Raw genomic sequence first — 18026 nt, forward strand, 5'->3', positions numbered from 1 at the left:
TGCTCTGCTCTGCTCTGCTCTGCTGTCTGATTATAGGTCATTGCTTTTACCTCGTCAAGAGTTTCGTTATCTCCCTGTAAACTAAATAACATTCGTATGATATAATTATAATTTTTTTCTTATCAAAATCAAAACGATATCAGAATAGAAAAAGAGGCTGATCAGCCTCTTCTCTTATTTTATGGTTCTTTAGGGCACTACTTCATCATGAGCTTCAACGCGGCTTTAATATACTCTTCACTGGTCAGATCAACTTCTGCTTCAAGTTTCTTTTGAATCTTTTTGAGTTCTGTTGCCTTATAACCTAAAGCTTGCAAGGCTTCAATAGCTTCCGTCAGCGCAAGATTCTCATCCTTGGCTGTCGCCTTCACCATTTCCGCCGAAGCTCTTGCATCAAACTTACCTGCCAAATCCAGCACCATCTGCATCGCTGTCTTTTTACCAACCCCTGGGAACTTGGTCAAGTATTTGATATCACTACTGTCAATAGCATGAACCAGTCCTGTATTATCATCTGCTGCGATAATAGCTAAAGCTGACTTAGGACCGATACCCGATACACTAATTAAGCGCAAAAACAAGGATTTTTCTGCCTCATCAGTAAAACCATACAGGCTGTGTGCATCTTCGCGAATCACTTGATGGACATAGATTTTTACTTCTTGGTTCATCAGATTAGACCAGGCATAAGGATTGGCCACATTAATCAAATAGCCCACATGCGCAACATCTACTACAATGTAGGTCGGCGTGATTTTGACCAACTGGCCTTGAAAGTATTCATACATTAGTCTTCATCACTTTCTTTATTGATAAAATCCTGGATGATAAAACGCGGACGTGCCTTGACCTCAAGGAAAATCTTACCGATATATTCTCCGATAATCCCAAGAGCCAAAAGCTGAATCCCCCCCAGACCAATAATGGCCACAATGATAGAAGCCCAGCCTGTTGTAGGGAATCCCCCAGCAAAGTGGCGAATCACAACGTAGATGCCTGCAACAAAGGCCAGCATAAACATTGTCAAACCCGTCCAGAAGATAAAACGCATAGGCGTTGCAGATGTCGAAGTGATACCATCAATTGCAAAACTTATCATCTTTTTAAGCGGGTACTTACTTTCACCCGCAAAGCGCTCCCCACGTTTATAATAAACATTGGTTGACTTGTATCCCACGAGTGGTACCATGCCACGTAAAAAGAGATTAACCTCACCATATGCAGCCAAACCGTTCAAAGCTCGGCGACTCATAAGACGAAAATCTGCTGAGTTAGGTACTGACTCACTGCCTAACTTTTTCATCAAACCGTAAAAAGCAAGTGCCGTACGACGTTTAAAAGCTGTGTCTGTATCACGATTATCACGTACACCATAAACGACCTCATAACCTTTTTCATACTCTTCAAGCATCGCATCAATAGCATCAATATCATCTTGCAGATCCGCATCCATCGAAATTACAGCATCAGCTAAGTCTTTAACCTGCATCAAGCCCGCTAAAAGCGCATTTTGATGCCCTCTATTTCGCGAAAGATTAATCCCACTAAATATCGGATTTGCCGCATGTTTTTCTTGAATTTTTTCCCAAGTTTTATCACGTGAGCCATCATTAACATAAACAACACGACTCTTCTCATCGATTTTTCCGGCTGCTTTTAAAGCCCTATATTTTTCTTCAAGGCGACGAGATGTTTCATCAAGCACCAATTCCTCGTTATAACAAGGGACTACCATGTATAAAGTTGTCATTTTCCTATCCTATTTTTTAATTTAAATTTTTCCAGCTGGCTGCTTTGGAGAGATGTGCTTCTTGACGGCGACGGAACATTTTTTCCATATCCCCACTGTTAAAGTGAACAATCGTTGGACGTCCGTGCGCGCAAGAATATGGATTTTCACAAGTTGCCAGTTCTGCTACCAAAGCACGCGCTGACGCCGCATCCAAAGGATGATTAGCCTTAATTGAGCTCTTGCAAGCTACCATCGTTGCCAGTTCATGACGATATTTTTTAACTGAAAACTCTTTGGTCAAAAGAATCTCGTCAATCATCTCGTAAACTGTTTCTTCCAAATCACTTTCCTGAAGCCATGTGGGATGTTCCCTTAGGATTAGCTGATTTTCTCCGTACTCTTCGAGGAAGATACCCGCTTCTTCTAAAGCCCCTTTCCGATCTAAAAACATCAAGAAATCATGCTTTGGCAAGCTAAAGATGTAAGGCGCAAGCAGTATCTGCTGATCCATGCTCACCTCGCCAATTTTTTCACGCCAGTATTCATATTTAATACGTTCCTGGGCGGCATGTTGGTCAATGATATAAAGCCCATCCTCAGCCTGACAGAGTAAGTAAGTAGCGTGCAGTTGTGCCAAATATTCTAAATCTGGAAAGGCTTGCTTTCTTTCTGCTTTCTCTAAACTTTCTGCTGGCTTTTCCTCTCTTGGTGCTTCTTGTTCTTCAAAAATTGAACGTTCTACTACCTTTTCTGTTTCTGGCGGGGCTACAGGTTCAACTTGAGATAAGGTACTTTCCTCCCGAACCTGATGTGTATCAACAAAGAAATCTTGCCTCACTTTATCGTAGTAAAGATTAGCTGTCTTGTTCTCTGGCAATGTTTCTTGCCTGTCTTCATGTTTTACGAGACGGGAAGACAAATTTTCTAAAGCATCAGGAATTAACGTTTCCTCAACAAAAACGTTTTGAATAGCTTCTGTAATCAAACGCATCAGCTCACGCTCTTTAGATAAGCGAACTTCCTGCTTAGTAGGGTGAACATTAACATCAGCTAGCTGAGGATCAATCTCAATCGATAAGACAACGATCGGGAAGCGACCAACCATTAAACGATTCCCATAACCTTCAATGATTGCTCTATTAAGCAAAAAGTTCTTGATAAAGCGACCGTTTATCATCAAAGTAATATAATTACGGTTTGCGCGTGTAAGCTCTGGTAAACTCACATAACCCGAAATCCTAAAATCTAGGTCTTCCGCCTCAACTTTTAGCATCTTCTTCGCTGTGGGCAAACCATAGACACTCGCAATAACTTGGCGTAAATCACCATTTCCTGCCGTCTTCATCAATTCTCGCCCTTCGTTAATCAAGGCAAAAGAAACCTCAGGGTGAGCCATGCTTTGCCGATTAATCACATCCGTGATGTGGCTGAGTTCGGCTTGCAAGGAACGAATATATTTCAAACGAGCAGGCGTGTTATAAAAAAGATTTTGGACAGTAATTTTTGTGCCCTCTCGTTTTGCAATATCTTCCAGAGTATCCACTTTTCCACCATGACTCACCAAGCGCGTACCAGACTCTTCTCCAGTTACACTCGTTTCTATAGAAAACTCACTGACTGAAGCAATCGAGGGCATAGCTTCTCCGCGAAAACCCAAAGTACGAATCTTGAAAAGATCCGCCTTGTCTTTTATTTTACTTGTCGCATGGCGTTTCAAAGCCTTGGCTACATCCTCTTTTTCAATGCCAGAACCGTTATCAACAACCTCTATGAGACGTAAGCCACTCTCTTGAATTTTCACAATGATTCGTGAAGCCCCAGCATCGATTGAGTTTTCCACTAGCTCTTTTACAACGCTAGCAGGACGCTCGACAACTTCCCCAGCTGCTATTTGATTAGCCAGAGATTCATCAAGTTCGATTATTTTTCCCACTTATACAGGCCTCCTAACCAAGCAAATGCTATTTTTTATAGTCAGTATTATTATAGCATACTTTAAAGGACAAAAGTCTTTGTGTTTGGTCCTTTGGTAACAAAGAAAACCCCTCCGAAGATACACTGGAGAGGTCTTATTAGATATTTTATTTAGCTTAATATTGAAATTGATCAATACTACTAAATATTGCTGCACCAAGCATGATAAAGAAAAGTAGCATAAAGATTACGGCTGCAACACCGATAATAAAGGCGACTAAACCTGCACGATTCCAACCATCCATAATTTTACGAAATTCTTCTTCATCACGATAACGATTATCTGGATTTTGGAGTGCCCAACGCTCACCGTTGATACCAAAGACGATAGCCCAAGCAATACCAAAAATCCAGCCAATACCTGGCACAATAACTAGCAAGCTCAACAAGCCCAGGTAAGAACGATTGGCAATACCAAAGAAGACAGGCAGCGCCATTGCTCCCCAATTCCACTTAGTAGCTATTTTTGATTTCACTTGATTATCTGCCAAAAATGGCTCATCTGCATAAGTGCTTTGTGAATCTTGAGAGGGCTCAACACTTGTTCTTCCAGCAGCTGTTTCTACCGTTGGAACTTCTTCTTCCTCTTCTAAAACCACTTCAACCTGAGGTTCTTCTCTTGTTTCTTCCTCAACCTTCTCTAGTTCGTCCACCGTTGAGAGTACAAGCTCCTCTTGCTCATTTTCTGAGTTTTCTCTCTCACTCACTTCAGTATCGACTTCTTCTCTCTTATCTGTTATGGTTTCTGAGGCCTCTGTCGTTTCTAAGTCCTTAATTTCATCTTTTTCCATATCTCTCTCCTTATAAATTCAATCTATCCCTGTAATTCTACCATAAAAAAGCAAAATCTTACAAATCATCTCTGAGGTCCCACAAAAAGTTCAGGGCTTCCCGTGCAGTCATATTGTCCAAATTTATCTCTCTTAATCTTTCAATAATTTCTTGATGATTATCTTCAACTGGAAAAAGACTCAACTGCTCTTTTTCTTCCTCAGAGGCTTGACGCACAACCGGTTTGTTCTCCAGTTTTTGTAAGATGATGTCCGCACGCTCTAATAAGCGAGCCGGCAAACCTGCAATTTTGGCAACATGAATACCATACGATTTATCTGCTGGGCCTTCTGCTATTTTGTGCAAGAAAGTCACATCTCCCCCCTTCTCCAAGGTCGCAACATGAACATTCTCTAACCCCTCAAGGCTCCCAGATAAATCTGTTAACTCGTGGTAGTGTGTAGCAAAAAGCGTCTTCGCATGAATATTGTCATGAATGTACTCAATAATCGCCTGAGCGAGAGCCATCCCGTCATATGTTGCTGTCCCACGTCCAAGCTCATCAAAAATAATCAAGGAATGCGCCGTAGCATGCTGAATCGCATGATTAGCTTCCATCATCTCAACCATAAAAGTGGATTCACCCGAGATCAAATTATCACTTGCTCCGATGCGCGTAAAAATTGCATCAAAAACAGGGAGCTCAGCCAACTCTGCTGGGACAAATGAACCTATTTGTGCCATAATCACAATCATTGCAAATTGCCGCATATAGGTCGATTTCCCCGACATGTTTGGTCCTGTGATAAGCTGGATAGCTGTTTCTTCAGGAAGCTTGATATCATTGGGGACATATTCTTGTGCACCAAGAACACTCTCAACAACTGGATGACGACCATTAACAATATTCACTTGACGCTCTTGTGTAAAAACCGGACGGACATACTGGTATTTTTCAGCAATTGTTGCCAAACTTTGTAGACAGTCAATGCTCGCAATGGCTTTCGCCACTTTTTGTAAACGTGAAATATACTGCTCTGTTTCTGTACGGACTTGCGCAAAGAGATCATATTCTAAAACGCTTGATTTTTCACGCGCTTCCAACATTATTTCTTCAATTTCAGCCAATTCTTTTGAACCAAAGCGCTCTGAATTTTTCAACGTGGCTTTTCGGTAAAAGTATTCTGGAACACTGGCCAGTTGACTTTGAGTAACATGGAAATAGTAACCGTCTTTGCGATTAAAGTCAATACGTAACGTTGAGATACCTGTTTTTTCCTTTTCTTTGGCTTCAAGTTCTGCTATCCAAGAAGTCCCGTTTGCGAGGGCTTCCCTGTATTTATCCAGTTGTTCATTATAGCCCGTCTTAATCACACCACCTTCAGTAATCACACGCTGTGCCGATTCATCAATGGCATTATGTATGAGACGGATAAGCTCTGGGATTTCATCCAGCTGGGAAATCAGTGGTTCTAGGGCTGAATTCTTCATAGCCAACAGGACATTTTTAATCCCTGGGATATTTGACAGAGAGTTTTCTAACTGCAAGTAATCAACTGGAAGAACTTTACCAAAAGACACGCGGGATGCAAGACGTTCTAAGTCATACACCCCCTTAAGAGCCTCAATCAAATCCGCACGTTCAAAGAAATTGTCCAAAAAGAGCTGCACAATATCCGCACGTTTTGTGATTTCACTGGAGGAAATCAAAGGACGCTCTAGCCAACTACGAAGCAAACGTGTTCCCATGGCTGTCTTAGTCGCATCAAGCAACCAATAAAGCGTCCCATGTTTCTTTCCTTCACGTTTATTTGTTGTTAACTCAAGAGAAGACTTTGTCGCAAAATCCATCTGTAGGAAATCTTTTATTTCATAATGCTCAACTTCTTGCAAATGACTCAAATCTCGTAACTGTGTACGCTTGACATAAGCCAAGAGCTTGGAAGCGACTTGATTTTCAAGCCTTGAAAGTGACGAATGGATATCCTCAAAGTCAAATTGCTCAGAAACCATCAGATTCATTTGCTTCTCAAAGATTTGTCTATCATCAGCCTTTAACGCGTAACCCACCACGATCTCACGCGCTTTGAGCGAGGAAATTTCACTCAAAGTTGTCGAGAAATCTGAAAGTTGGGTTGCTTTAAATTCTCCCGTTGATAAATCCATGTAAGCCAGGGCATACTTTTCATCTCCCTTGTCAAGAGCGACTAAAAAATTATTGTCTGTTGTTTGCCCGACATCAACAGCCGTTCCTGGTGTGATAACTTGCGTTACGGCACGTTTAACAATACCCACCGCAGTTTTAGGATCTTCCACTTGCTCGGCAACAGCAACCTTATGTCCCAGACTGACTAATTGCTCAATATAATGATCTGCTGAATGATAGGGCACACCAGCCATTGGGATAGGATTTTCTGCATTCTTATTCCGCGAGGTGAGAGAAAGTTCTAAAATTTGCGCTGCATTTACCGCATCTTCATAAAAAAGTTCATAAAAATCTCCCATACGAAAGAGCAAGAAAGCATCTGGATAATCAGCTTTGATATCAAGATATTGCTGCATTCCTGGTGAAATTTTTTCAGCCATGTTATTCTTCTTTCCTTTGAAAATTCTTTATTTCCATTATAACATACGGATTAAGGGCAAAGCTAAAACAAAAAAAGGCCCTGAAGACCTTTATTTTAAATATTCATCTTTCCAAAGCCTCATTGACTTTTCTTTCTATTTCTCCTGTAACGTATTGCAAAAGGGCATCAACAGGCTGCATTTTTAGGAGATAATCCTCGACTAATGGTTCATTTTTCAAGGATTCATGTATACTTTGTGCGGTACTCGAAGTTTCTCTAAAGGCCTGTTTTTTACCTATTTTTTGATAGAGAACAGCTTCTTTCTGTAACTCTTTCATTTTCTTTTGCTGCTCAAAAAGTCCCTTTTCTGCCTGTAGGGCTGTTTCAGCTTTTTGAAAGCTCTTTACATAATCCAAGTCAAGAATTTGAGCAATCAATTTTTCTTTGCTTGTTTTATAGGGCATCTTCAATCTCCAAAGCCAAATCACGAGCTGCCTGTTCATCTTTACAGATTAAAAGTAGGGTATCTGCACCGGCTAAGGTTCCTAAAATCTCGGGACGCTTTTCATCATCAAAAGCATTAGCTAAAAGATCTGCCTCCCCCAAGTGCGTGTGTACAACCACATTAACACTGGCAAAGGAGACTTTTAAAACAAAATTGCTAAAATATTGTTGCAATAAGGATTGTGAAGGTGCATTGAGCTCTGTTAAAAAAACATAAAAGCTCTTCCCTCCCTCACGCTTTTTTATGATGTGTAACTCACGAATGTCACGCGATAAGCTTGCCTGAGTAATCTTTACCCCTTTTGACTCCAAAACACTTTGTAATTCTTCTTGTGTCGCAATCTGATTTTCAGAGATAATCTGTTTAATTAAGTCTAATCGTTCTTCTCTTTTCATGCACCTATTATAGCATAAAAATACTCAACAAAATATAAGGAGAAGAACCTACAATATCAGCGCTCACCGCTTTTCTTTATTTCTCCCCCTTCTAAAATTGCATAAAAATACACAAAAACTTAAATTATTCTTTTTAACAGCCGAAAAAATTCATGGTTTTTCTAAAAAACATGCATGAAAACAAAAAAGCACTTCATCCTGTAATTCTTTGACTCATTCAACTTACATACCTTAAAAACACCACCTCAAGCACTATACTTTTTTATTTCTATTATGGTATAATTATTCTATGAATGAAAAACTATTAGCAGCAAAATCTTTGTTCACCGCCCTTGACGGTGCGCTTGAACTTGAACAAATCGAAAATTTGCTTGAAAAACCAAAATCATCAGAAATGGGAGATATCGCATTTCCAGCTTTCAGTTTAGCAAAGTCCATGCGTAAAGCTCCACAAGTTATTGCTGGTGAAATCGCTGAGAACGTTGATGCTACTGGCTTTGATAAAGTAGTTGCTACTGGTCCTTACGTGAACTTCTTCCTTGACAAGAAAGCTGTTGCTACAGCAGTCATCAATGAAGTCATCACTGAAAAAGAAGACTATGGTGACCAAAACATCGGCCACGGTGCTAATGTTCCTATTGACATGTCAGCTCCAAATATCGCGAAACCTTTCTCTATTGGGCACTTGCGTTCAACAGTTATTGGGGATTCGCTTTCAAAAATTTACGAAAAGATTGGTTACAACACCATCAAGATTAATCACTTGGGGGACTGGGGTAAACAATTTGGTCTCCTAATCACAGCCTATAAAAAATATGGTGATGAAGCAACAATTACCGCAAATCCTATTGACGAGCTGCTGAAACTCTATGTCCAAATTAATGCCGAAGCAAAAGAAGATCCTTCTGTTGACGAAGAAGGTCGTGCTTGGTTTCTTAAAATGGAACAAGGGGACGAGGAAGCCCTCCGCATCTGGAAATGGTTCTCTGATGTCAGCTTGATTGAGTTTAACCGCATCTATGGAAAATTAGGTATTGACTTTGACCATTTTACAGGCGAATCTTTCTACTCTGACAAGATGGATGCTGTAGTCGAAGACCTAGAATCCAAAGGGCTCATGTATGAGTCCAAGGGAGCCATGGTAGTTGACCTTGAAAAATACAATCTTAATCCAGCTTTGATTAAGAAAACTGATGGTGCAACATTGTATATCACACGTGATTTAGCAACTGCAATGTATCGTAAAGCAACTTTCGACTTTGTGAAATCACTTTATGTCGTTGGTGGCGAGCAGCAAAACCACTTCAAGCAGTTGAAGGCGGTACTTAAAGAAGCTGGTTATGACTGGTCTGACGACATGACCCACGTTTCTTTCGGTATGGTTACTCAAGGCGGGAAAAAATTCTCAACACGTAAAGGGCATGTAGTTAAACTCGAAACTGCTCTTGACGAAGCCGTTGAACGTGCGCTCAAACAAATCAATGATAAAAATCCTGATTTGCCAAACAAAGAACAGGTTGCACAACAAGTTGGAGTTGGCGCTGTGAAGTTCTACGACTTGAAAGCTGATCGTAACAATGGCTATGACTTTAATCTTGAGGACATGGTTTCATTTGAAGGTGAAACAGGTCCGTATGTTCAATATGCCTATGCACGTATCTGTTCAATCTTGCGTAAAGCCAACTATGTCCCAAGCCAAGTTAGTATTGAAGACATTCCTTCAGAAGCTTGGGAAATCGTTAAATTACTCCAAGACTTTGGTAACGTTGTTAAGCGTGCAGCTGACAAATATGAACCTTCTATTATCGCGAAATACTCTATCTCATTGGCACAGGCTTTCAATAAGTACTATGCTCATGTGCGTATTCTCGAGGAAAACGAGGGACTTCAAGCACGTTTAGCGCTTGCTAGCGCTACTGCTATCGTCTTAAAAGAAGCTTTGCGTCTGCTTGGTGTTGAAGCGCCGGAGGAGATGTAAGGTTTAAAACTTTCAAAATTACAAAATAATTTTAAAATGAGCTGAGAATAGCATCAAAATCTTTTGGCTCATTTTTTGCGTGTATTTTATTACTCATACTGTAAAAACATTTAGCTGTTTTTCTTTTTTGATAAAATCAAGCTGGGATTTTTTTATAAACATCCAAAAAATAATAATCACAAAGAGAAGTAATGATGTCTAACTTTAACCCCATATCACCAACTAAATTTAAACGTTATCGGAAAAAATTCAATCACTTTGTAGAATCGTCAGCAAAAAACTTCCGAGAAAATACAACGAAAACGAAAAAAGTTTTGCTCATTGGTGCTGCAGTACTTAGCCTCAGCATGCCTGTAGGCTACTATATCCATGCTAATGCTCTAAATGAAGCACGTAACCATCTTATTCAAGCAGAAGAAGCCCTCAATCAAAATAAACAGGGTTATGTTTCAAAAGAAACAACAGAAGCTATTTCGAGAGAAACTGCTGATACAGCTAAAATAAAAGAAATTTGGCTTCATCCTCAAAAAATAGAGAAAGAAGCACAAGCTTTAGAAGCACTGTCTAAGAAAGCCGCTACAGAAAGTCAAAGCATTGAAGAGCTCCTTCAGCAAGCTCAAACGCTATCAACGGATAAAAATATTTCACCAACAGACAAAAAACTGCTTGAAAGTTATCAAAAACAAGCCAACTCTTATCAAAATTTTTCAGATTATAAATCAAAATTTGAAGAAGAAATGTTCTTGGTCGAGGCACATAATTCTCGCACAGAAGCATTAAATTTAGCAGAAGAAACTCTTAAAGACAAGGATTTACCAAAAGAAAATCGGAATGAATTAGATAAACTCGTCAAAAGTACAAAAGCTGCAAAAAAATCTGATGCAATCAAAGACTTAGCAAATGAATTAACCGAAAAAGTTAGCACTGCAAAGTTGCGTATTCAAGAAGTTAAGGAAGCACGCGCCCTCAAAAACGCCAAGGATAAAGCCCAAGAAAATATTTCAACAGCTGAAAAACTACAAGCTTCAGTCTATACGGAAGCAACAGATAAGACCGAATTGCAAAAGCTTGTCAAAGCTGTCAACCAAGCGAAGACATCTAAAGCTGTAGAAAAGGCCAACTCTGATTTAGCAACCTACTTAACAGGTGCTAAGCAAAGAGAAAGTAAAGCAGCTGAGCAAGCCGCACAGAAAGCCGAAGCAAAACGTCAAGCAGAGGAAAAAGCTGCACAAGAGGCTGCAAGAAAAGCACAAAACGAAATAAATTCAGCAAACAGTGCTCCAGTAACTTCTGGCGGCTGGACAACGGCGGCACCAGGAATGGTTTTCTATCGTAGTAACTCTAACAAATACTATCGCATGGTGAAAAAACCTGGAAATTACACCTATATGACCATTGGAGAAGCGCAAGGACTCAATGCAACACCTGGACATAGCAATGGTTCTGCAAAAAACTAAAGTAAGAAAGCTCTTTTCCACTTTTCTAAGCTCTAAAAAGCTAAGCGCAATCCCCAAATGACTCAAAAAAAATCCACTGGCGCAACCTCACTGTCCAGTGGATTTTTAATAGTTTTTACTTATTCGGTCTTACGCCTTCTGGCCACCAAAGTTTAATCAGCGCTTGTGTGCCGTCGTTTTCATAACCTTCCTCTGCTAAACGGTCATAAAGTTTCTTCGCCCCTGCTGTAGCAGGAAGTTCAATCCCCATTTTTTCAGCCTCAGATAGAGCAATCCCCAAATCTTTAATAAAATGCTTAACAAAGAAACCCGCACTAAAGTCCTCACGTAAAATACGCGGCGCATAGTTAGTCATTGACCAAGTGGCTGCAGAGCCGCCTCCTACTGTTTGAAGGACTTTTTCTACATCTAAACCTGCTTTATCTGCATAAACCATCAGTTCTGTCATAGCTGTCATCGTTCCAGCAATGGCAATTTGATTGGCCATTTTAGTATGTTGGCCCGCTCCTGCTGCACCTTGTCGTGTGATGGTTTTTCCGATAGTTTCAAAATAAGGCAAGAGGTGCGCATAGGCTTCTTCATCACCACCTACCATAATCGTCAAGTTGGCGTTCTTTGCCCCAATGTCTCCTCCTGATACTGGTGCATCTAAAGCCGAAGCTCCCGCTTCTTTTGCAGCCTGATAAATCTCTTGTGCCAAAGCTGGCTCTGATGTTGTCATATCTACCAAAAACATGCCTTGTATATCCGCCTTAAATACTCCTTTTTCGCCGAAGTAAATTTCGCGAACATCTTGCGGATAGCCCACAATAGAAAAAACAATATCGGCTGCTTCCGCAATCTCTTGGGGTGTCGCGCAGTAAGTTGCTCCACGCGCTACTAAATCATCTGTTTTTGCTTTTGTCCTGTTATAGACGAACAGTTCATTGCCTGCATCGAGCAGGTGACCTGCCATTGCTGCGCCCATTACTCCTGTACCGATAAATCCGATTTTTGCCATGATTTCTCCTTTATTTGTTCAATCTTCTTTGCCTTGCTGCTGTTCGACGTAAGGTTTTTATTTTTTGGTTGCGATAATCTTCCAACTTATAGCTTTTCAGCAATTTTTCAATCCCGACACGCGTTAAGCCTACTTCCTCTCCTATATTAGCAAGCCCACGTAGAGGATTGGCATCAATCAAGTCCTGTAGTTCTTCTTTTGTCAGTCTTCTCACCATATCTTCACCTCTTAAACAAAAAAATCCCGCCCAAGCGAGATTGTAACTGATTATGGGGGAGAGGGGATTTGAACCCCCACGCCCTTGCGAGCACATGCACCTGAAGCATGCGTGTCTGCCATTCCACCACTCCCCCAGCACTACCTATGATACCAGTTTCAATAGTGTTTTGCAAGAAATAGCTTACACGCCTGTGTGTCCTAAAAAAATCGCTAAAACCAGTACTGCAAGTACCATCATCGTGATAAAAATATACATTTTATCACCCTCTTTTGCGAAGGCAAAAATAGAGGCCAGCACACGAAGTATAGGAGTCAAAATCAAAAGAAAGAGACCAGCCATAAGCCAGGCAAAGGCTTTAAATTCAACAAGTCCCCTTGCAATTTCTGACAAGCCCCGTGGATAAGTCGTCCCTGGATAACCAGAATATCCTGTGAAAACAAACATCACCAAACCAATAATGATAACCGCCGAGCTAACAAATACACCCGCCCTTAAAATCTTTCCTATTCTGAGTTCAATCTCAAGTAATTTTTCTTTTTCTTCCGTCATAAACCAAGTCCTTTGAGTATCATTTGTAGGGCCATAAGACCAATTACAGGGATAAATATCAAGCGAATCGTCCGAGCAGGCAAATGTGGCATGATGCGCGAACCAATGGCTGCACCGGCTACGATACCTATAGCTAAAGGCCCTGCTAAGGAAGGATTAATGTAACCATTAAAAAAGTAGACCGTCGCTGAAGCTGCCGCAGTTACTCCAATCATGAGATTTGAGGTTGCCGTTGACGGTTTGAGTGGCATCTTCATCATTGTATCCATTGCCAAAACCTTAAATGCCCCTGAACCTATACCTAAAAGACCAGAAGCTATTCCTGCACCAAACATAATGGAAGCTCCCTCTGGAACCTTTTCCACTTGATACACGACTTCTTTTCCTGTTTGCTTATCAAAGTAAGAGGAATTTAGCTTCATCTTTTCTGCCCACTTGTCTGAGGTGACATTTTGCAAGACTTTCTCACCTTGATGTAGCTTGCGCCACATATTGTAGGCTTGAAAAATCAATAAACAAGCAAAAAGGATATTTAATACCGCAGCATTAAACAAGCCGGCCAAAATCGCCCCCAGTAATCCGCCAATCGTGGTAAAAATTTCCAAGAACATGGCGACCCGAACATTGACCAGATCATCCTTTAAATAAGAAATGGCAGCGCCTGAACTTGTAGCGATAACGGCGACAATACTCGCCCCAATCGCATATTTTATATCAACACCAAAAAAGGAAGTGATAATGGGTGTAATAATAATTCCACCGCCGAGACCTAAAACACTTCCTACAATACCAGCAACTACGCCAAGTAAAAGCATGGAGAATGTAAAAGTTAATAAAGACATAGCTCTATTTTATCACTTTAACTCAAAAGAATCTCAGCTCAAAGGTTCGCCACTCAATTGTGATATAATTTTCTTAGTAGTAAATTTTTCTAATATAAGGGAATCGTTATGAATCGCAAAGAGCTTGAAAAGAGACTCCAAAAAGAATTAAACTTGCCTTTTTATCGTGCTAAAATTGCTGAACGTGACTATACAGAAGCTGAATATCAGGATATCAAGGCACAGCTGAGCAAAGACTATCTGGACTATGTTGATACCTATATCGACTATGCTGAAAATGATGTTTGACAATCAATAGAAAGAAGAAACTTATGAGTAAACAAGTACTTTTTACAATGTTTGGGGCAACTGGTGACCTCGCTAAACGTAAACTTTACCCCGCCCTTTTCCAACTTTATAAAAAAGGCGAAATTGCTGAAAATTTTGCAGTAATCGGTACTGCGCGCCGTCCATGGACGGATGAGTACTATCGCCAAATCATTATCGAATCTTTATCTGGTTTAAGCAACAACGAAAAAGAACTCGCTGACTTCTCAAGCCATTTCTACTATCAAAGTCATGATGTAAATGATACCAGCCACTATCACGCCCTCAAAGAGCTTGGAGATCGACTCCGAGAAAAGTATAATACCAACTGTAATCAGGTCTTCTATCTGGCTATGGCGCCGCAATTTTTCTCAATCATTGCTAACCATCTCAAATCAGAAAAGATTCTGACAGGGAAAGGCTTTGAACGCGTCATTATCGAAAAACCTTTCGGAAGTGATTTAGAAACAGCCCAAGCACTGAATACTGCACTGAAAGATGTCTTTAGAGAAGATCAAACCTTCCGCATCGATCACTACCTTGGAAAAGAAATGATCCAATCTGTTTCAGCTATCCGTTTTGCCAACCAAATGTTTGAGTCAATATGGGACAAAGACCACATCGACAATATACAGATTACATTTGCTGAAAGCATCGGAGTTGAAGATCGTGGCGGCTACTATGAAACAAGTGGTGCGCTCAAAGATATGATTCAAAATCATGTCTTGCAGGTTCTAGCTCTGCTCGCTATGGAAAAACCCAAGTCCTTTACACAAGAGAGCATCCTGGCAGAAAAAGTTAAAGCCCTACATAGCATTAGGCAATACTCTGAGCAGGAAGCTCTGGAGGCATTTATCCCAGGACAATATGTTGAAGGGACAATTGACGGAAAAGCATTCCCAGCATATCGTTCTGAGCCTTCTGTTGCACCGGACTCTAACACTGAGACCTTTGTCGCAGGAAAGTTCCTCATTGACAATGAACGCTGGGCCGGTGTTCCTTTCTATGTCCGAAGTGGAAAGCGTTTGACAGAAAAAGGAACACGCATCAATATCGTCTTCAAACAAGACCCTAACAATATCTTTGAAACAACTCTTGAAGAAAATGTACTCACTATCTATATCCAGCCTACAGAAGGATTCTCTCTTACTGTTAATGGTAAAGAGGTCGGGCAAGGATTTAATATTGCTCCTATCAAGTTGGGCTATCGGCACGATGCTACAATCCTAGGAAATTCTCCTGAGGCTTATGAGAAATTAATTCTTGATGTTCTCAATGGAGACGGAACGAACTTTTCACATTGGGAGGAAGTTTCTCGTTCTTGGGAGCTGATTGATGTTATTCGTCAAGCTTGGGACAAGGCACATCACGAGTTGCCTAAATACCCAGCAGCTACCATGGGACCTCAAGAAGCCTTTGATCTTCTCGAAAAAGATGGTAGGCATTGGATTTGGCAACCGGATAAGTGGTATAAAGAACGTGGATTAATGTAAAAAGAATAACCTAAAAACAAATGTTACATCAGTCCCTAAAGCTTAAAAAAAACGCCTTACTACATGCACAAAAATGCTGTAGTTAAGCGTTTTTTTGATATTTCATCTCAAAGTAGTCAAATTTATTCCTTTTTCCACATTTTTATTCACAGTTTTCCACACTTTTGTGAATAAGGTGTGTAAAACTGTGGAAAACTTGGGATAAATCAAAAAATTCAGTGGAAAATCTCTGAAACAATAGCATAAAAAACTGCACAACACAGGTCATAGCCTTTTTTTCCACTCCGGCTGCCCGTATCTTCGAACTAATTTTTTCCACATTCGCCGTTCACGCCAACGGTTAAATTTAGTACTCCAGGCATCAGAGGCAACCAACTGTTTGACTAGAATGCTACGCACGCCTGCACGATGGGCAGCCCGAATATCAGTCATCAGCTGGTCACCAACCATAATCACATGGTCCGGTTCCTCTTCAAGTTTAGTCAGTGCCTTGTGAATTCCCCACGCAAAGGGTTTCATCGCCCGTGATACAAAGTCAACATCAAATTTAGCAACTGCGCGCTGAACTCTTTCGTGTTTATTATTGGAGACAACAATGACCTTTATATCATTTTCTCGCATAGTTTTTAGCCAGTGATGCAGCTCTGGTGTACCATCTGGATTGTTCCAAGCAATAAGTGTATTGTCTAAATCAACCATGATTCCTCGAATGTCCTTCTTCTTTAAGTTTTCCACATCCAAGTTATACACAGCTTCTAAAAGATAGTCTGGTTTATAATTCACAAGTTTCATACATTTATTATAACATTTCTCTTTACTTTTCTCCCTTCCTTACTCAATTACTGTAACAAACTCTTTTTAGCCCAGAATAGCTCTCCCTGTATTCATCGATTATCTTATAATTTTTCCAAACCCATACATAGGAACCCATTTTTCTCATGGCGAACTTAAACAAGATTGACAGTGCGTAGGAAAATTGATAGAATCATCAATAAATATTCAGAAAAAATCTCTAAATAGGATTATTTTTATGTCTACACTTGTACTTATTCTCATACTTATGTTTTGCTTGGGCGCCTACTATTTTGGGGCTAACGAATTTGTAGTAAAACCTTTAATTTCTAGAAGACGGAGACAAAATAAGAAAATTTCTAAGTTCTTCTTACTGTACGCATGGGGCTTGGGACTAATCTTTCTCGGACTATTATTTTTAACTTTTTATTTAGAGGGGATTGGGAAATTACTTCCCTCAACTGCCTTAATTATATGGATTTTCTTTTTCTATTTAAAGAATACCTAGCAAATCATTCCTATAACCGACTCTCTTCTGACAAAGAATGAGCGTATTATTGTTGATAGATGGCGCCCTCTGATTTATAAGTTTAGGTCTTACACAACAACCAAGGATGCACTGGGTCAAAACTTTAGGTTTGATGAGAAACTCCAATAATGCTTATGTTTTTTTGTTTAAAGAGTTTTAAGCAAAGTAAAATTACCAGCTATAAAATAAAAAAGGTCTCAATATCGCATTCATGTATATTGAGGACTTTTTTTCTTTACATATTTACTTAAGCTTATACGCCAGCTGTATTTGGAGTTTTATTGACGAACGATGAGGGCCGGGCGCAGTCCTCCATACCAAACATTATGATTTACATCGCGGAATCCAGTTACAGCTCCATTCGCCAGAACAGACCACATGTAACCCGGATGAGCTCCAGGAGTCCGAAGCCAAGCCCAAGTATCATCAACAGGAAGACCGCGTTCTGCATGATTAGGAAAAGCACGGCCTGGTCCTGATAGACGAGCAACATCTGCTAAGGAGAGAACAAAGGCTTGGCGACTACCACTTGAATCAACCTGAGTCACATCAGCCGCTACATCGGGAAAATCATGGAGATTTGTAGGTAGCCAACGATTGCCTGTAAAAATAATATCTCCATCCGCTACACTAGGTGCTGGAGATGGTATAGATACAGGTTGTATCATAGATTGAACCGATGAATCAAGATTATTATAATAGTCGGTAAGACGCTGATTTGTGTTAGGAAAAGCAACATTTATAAATACACTATTACGGATAATCATATGGTTACGGTTCCCCATATTCTCCAAATAACGATACTGCTCCCCGGCCATAGTAAAGATGGTCCCCGGTGCCATGATGCTAAAGTTGATTTGGTCGGGTTGGACATTATCATCTTGTCCCGGGTTCCCCCAGTTGTTATCGATAGAAC

General features: G+C 40.4%; 16 protein-coding genes, 1 tRNA gene and 1 pseudogene. 4 read left to right on the plus strand and 14 right to left on the minus strand.

The window, feature by feature from the left end; genetic code table 11:
• Window positions 1-197: 197 nt before the first annotated feature.
• The 7 genes from ruvA to argR form a co-directional block, all read right to left on the minus strand.
• Complete coding sequence (gene ruvA, locus B4H39_RS00570; protein ID WP_251422938.1) at window positions 198-788, minus strand: Holliday junction branch migration protein RuvA; 591 nt, start codon at window positions 786-788, stop codon at window positions 198-200.
• On the minus strand, window positions 788-1750 hold the full coding sequence (locus B4H39_RS00575; protein ID WP_251422941.1) for a glycosyltransferase: 963 nt from the start codon (window positions 1748-1750) through the stop codon (window positions 788-790). Before B4H39_RS00575 ends, ruvA begins: the two co-directional genes overlap by 1 nt.
• 16 nt (window positions 1751-1766) lie before the next feature.
• A complete protein-coding gene (gene mutL / locus B4H39_RS00580; protein ID WP_251422944.1) occupies window positions 1767-3665 on the minus strand; it encodes a DNA mismatch repair endonuclease MutL in 1899 nt (632 codons plus the stop codon).
• A gap of 157 nt (window positions 3666-3822) precedes the next feature.
• Window positions 3823-4497 (minus strand): hypothetical protein, encoded by a 675-nt coding sequence (locus tag B4H39_RS00585; protein WP_202230333.1) that lies wholly within the window; start codon window positions 4495-4497, stop codon window positions 3823-3825.
• A gap of 58 nt (window positions 4498-4555) precedes the next feature.
• A complete protein-coding gene (mutS, locus tag B4H39_RS00590) occupies window positions 4556-7063 on the minus strand; it encodes a DNA mismatch repair protein MutS (protein ID WP_251422960.1) in 2508 nt (835 codons plus the stop codon).
• Window positions 7064-7166: 103 nt separating this feature from the next.
• Complete coding sequence (locus tag B4H39_RS00595) at window positions 7167-7508, minus strand: YlbF family regulator (RefSeq protein WP_202230335.1); 342 nt, start codon at window positions 7506-7508, stop codon at window positions 7167-7169.
• Window positions 7498-7944 (minus strand): arginine repressor, encoded by a 447-nt coding sequence (argR, locus tag B4H39_RS00600; protein WP_202230336.1) that lies wholly within the window; start codon window positions 7942-7944, stop codon window positions 7498-7500. Before argR ends, B4H39_RS00595 begins: the two co-directional genes overlap by 11 nt.
• 289 nt (window positions 7945-8233) lie before the next feature.
• On the opposite strand from argR, the gene argS reads away from it, so the two are divergent.
• Window positions 8234-9922 (plus strand): arginine--tRNA ligase, encoded by a 1689-nt coding sequence (argS, locus tag B4H39_RS00605; protein WP_251422963.1) that lies wholly within the window; start codon window positions 8234-8236, stop codon window positions 9920-9922.
• Window positions 9923-10113: 191 nt separating this feature from the next.
• Window positions 10114-11379, plus strand: a complete 1266-nt coding sequence (locus tag B4H39_RS00610) for a hypothetical protein (RefSeq protein ID WP_251422966.1) — start codon at window positions 10114-10116, stop codon at window positions 11377-11379.
• A gap of 115 nt (window positions 11380-11494) precedes the next feature.
• Here the strand turns inward: B4H39_RS00610 and B4H39_RS00615 are convergent, their stop codons facing one another.
• The 5 genes from B4H39_RS00615 to B4H39_RS00635 form a co-directional block, all read right to left on the minus strand.
• The gene (locus tag B4H39_RS00615) at window positions 11495-12379 is read right to left on the minus strand and encodes an NAD(P)-dependent oxidoreductase (RefSeq protein WP_251422969.1); all 885 of its coding nucleotides are present in this window, start codon (window positions 12377-12379) and stop codon (window positions 11495-11497) included.
• Between the two features lie 10 nt (window positions 12380-12389).
• Window positions 12390-12596 (minus strand): hypothetical protein, encoded by a 207-nt coding sequence (locus B4H39_RS00620; protein WP_202230340.1) that lies wholly within the window; start codon window positions 12594-12596, stop codon window positions 12390-12392.
• A gap of 53 nt (window positions 12597-12649) precedes the next feature.
• Window positions 12650-12732: transfer RNA gene (locus tag B4H39_RS00625), tRNA-Leu, on the minus strand.
• A gap of 47 nt (window positions 12733-12779) precedes the next feature.
• Window positions 12780-13148, minus strand: coding sequence for a DUF1634 domain-containing protein (locus tag B4H39_RS00630; RefSeq protein WP_202230341.1), 369 nt, complete (start codon window positions 13146-13148; stop codon window positions 12780-12782).
• The gene (locus B4H39_RS00635; RefSeq protein ID WP_202230342.1) at window positions 13145-13990 is read right to left on the minus strand and encodes a sulfite exporter TauE/SafE family protein; all 846 of its coding nucleotides are present in this window, start codon (window positions 13988-13990) and stop codon (window positions 13145-13147) included. The genes B4H39_RS00630 and B4H39_RS00635 overlap by 4 nt, the downstream gene beginning before the upstream one ends.
• A gap of 108 nt (window positions 13991-14098) precedes the next feature.
• On the opposite strand from B4H39_RS00635, the gene B4H39_RS00640 reads away from it, so the two are divergent.
• Together B4H39_RS00640 and zwf are read left to right on the plus strand one after the other, a co-directional pair.
• Complete coding sequence (locus tag B4H39_RS00640) at window positions 14099-14278, plus strand: hypothetical protein (RefSeq protein ID WP_202230343.1); 180 nt, start codon at window positions 14099-14101, stop codon at window positions 14276-14278.
• A gap of 23 nt (window positions 14279-14301) precedes the next feature.
• Complete coding sequence (gene zwf / locus B4H39_RS00645; protein WP_202230344.1) at window positions 14302-15789, plus strand: glucose-6-phosphate dehydrogenase; 1488 nt, start codon at window positions 14302-14304, stop codon at window positions 15787-15789.
• A 264-nt stretch (window positions 15790-16053) separates the two neighbouring features.
• Here zwf and B4H39_RS00650 read toward each other — a convergent pair whose 3' ends face one another.
• Entirely contained in the window at window positions 16054-16581 is a 528-nt protein-coding gene (locus B4H39_RS00650; protein WP_251422972.1) for a YqeG family HAD IIIA-type phosphatase, read from the minus strand.
• An 807-nt stretch (window positions 16582-17388) separates the two neighbouring features.
• A pseudogene (locus B4H39_RS00655) lies at window positions 17389-18026 on the minus strand (hypothetical protein); the annotation flags it as partial.

Source organism: Lactococcus sp. UBA7128 (genome assembly GCF_002492185.1).
GTDB classification, from domain to species: Bacteria; Bacillota; Bacilli; order Lactobacillales; family Streptococcaceae; genus Lactococcus; species Lactococcus muris.

What these genes read in the sequence shown, in the direction of transcription:
- ruvA (WP_251422938.1), bottom strand. Translation starts at nt 788, where the DNA reads ATGTATGAATACTTTCAAGGCCAGTTGGTCAAAATCACGCCGACCTAC.
- B4H39_RS00575 (WP_251422941.1), bottom strand. Translation starts at nt 1,750, where the DNA reads ATGACAACTTTATACATGGTAGTCCCTTGTTATAACGAGGAATTGGTG.
- B4H39_RS00585 (WP_202230333.1), bottom strand. Translation starts at nt 4,497, where the DNA reads ATGGAAAAAGATGAAATTAAGGACTTAGAAACGACAGAGGCCTCAGAA.
- mutS (WP_251422960.1), bottom strand. Translation starts at nt 7,063, where the DNA reads ATGGCTGAAAAAATTTCACCAGGAATGCAGCAATATCTTGATATCAAA.
- B4H39_RS00595 (WP_202230335.1), bottom strand. Translation starts at nt 7,508, where the DNA reads ATGCCCTATAAAACAAGCAAAGAAAAATTGATTGCTCAAATTCTTGAC.
- argR (WP_202230336.1), bottom strand. Translation starts at nt 7,944, where the DNA reads ATGAAAAGAGAAGAACGATTAGACTTAATTAAACAGATTATCTCTGAA.
- argS (WP_251422963.1), top strand. Translation starts at nt 8,234, where the DNA reads ATGAATGAAAAACTATTAGCAGCAAAATCTTTGTTCACCGCCCTTGAC.
- B4H39_RS00610 (WP_251422966.1), top strand. Translation starts at nt 10,114, where the DNA reads ATGATGTCTAACTTTAACCCCATATCACCAACTAAATTTAAACGTTAT.
- B4H39_RS00615 (WP_251422969.1), bottom strand. Translation starts at nt 12,379, where the DNA reads ATGGCAAAAATCGGATTTATCGGTACAGGAGTAATGGGCGCAGCAATG.
- B4H39_RS00620 (WP_202230340.1), bottom strand. Translation starts at nt 12,596, where the DNA reads ATGGTGAGAAGACTGACAAAAGAAGAACTACAGGACTTGATTGATGCC.
- B4H39_RS00630 (WP_202230341.1), bottom strand. Translation starts at nt 13,148, where the DNA reads ATGACGGAAGAAAAAGAAAAATTACTTGAGATTGAACTCAGAATAGGA.
- B4H39_RS00635 (WP_202230342.1), bottom strand. Translation starts at nt 13,990, where the DNA reads ATGTCTTTATTAACTTTTACATTCTCCATGCTTTTACTTGGCGTAGTT.
- B4H39_RS00640 (WP_202230343.1), top strand. Translation starts at nt 14,099, where the DNA reads ATGAATCGCAAAGAGCTTGAAAAGAGACTCCAAAAAGAATTAAACTTG.
- zwf (WP_202230344.1), top strand. Translation starts at nt 14,302, where the DNA reads ATGAGTAAACAAGTACTTTTTACAATGTTTGGGGCAACTGGTGACCTC.
- B4H39_RS00650 (WP_251422972.1), bottom strand. Translation starts at nt 16,581, where the DNA reads ATGAAACTTGTGAATTATAAACCAGACTATCTTTTAGAAGCTGTGTAT.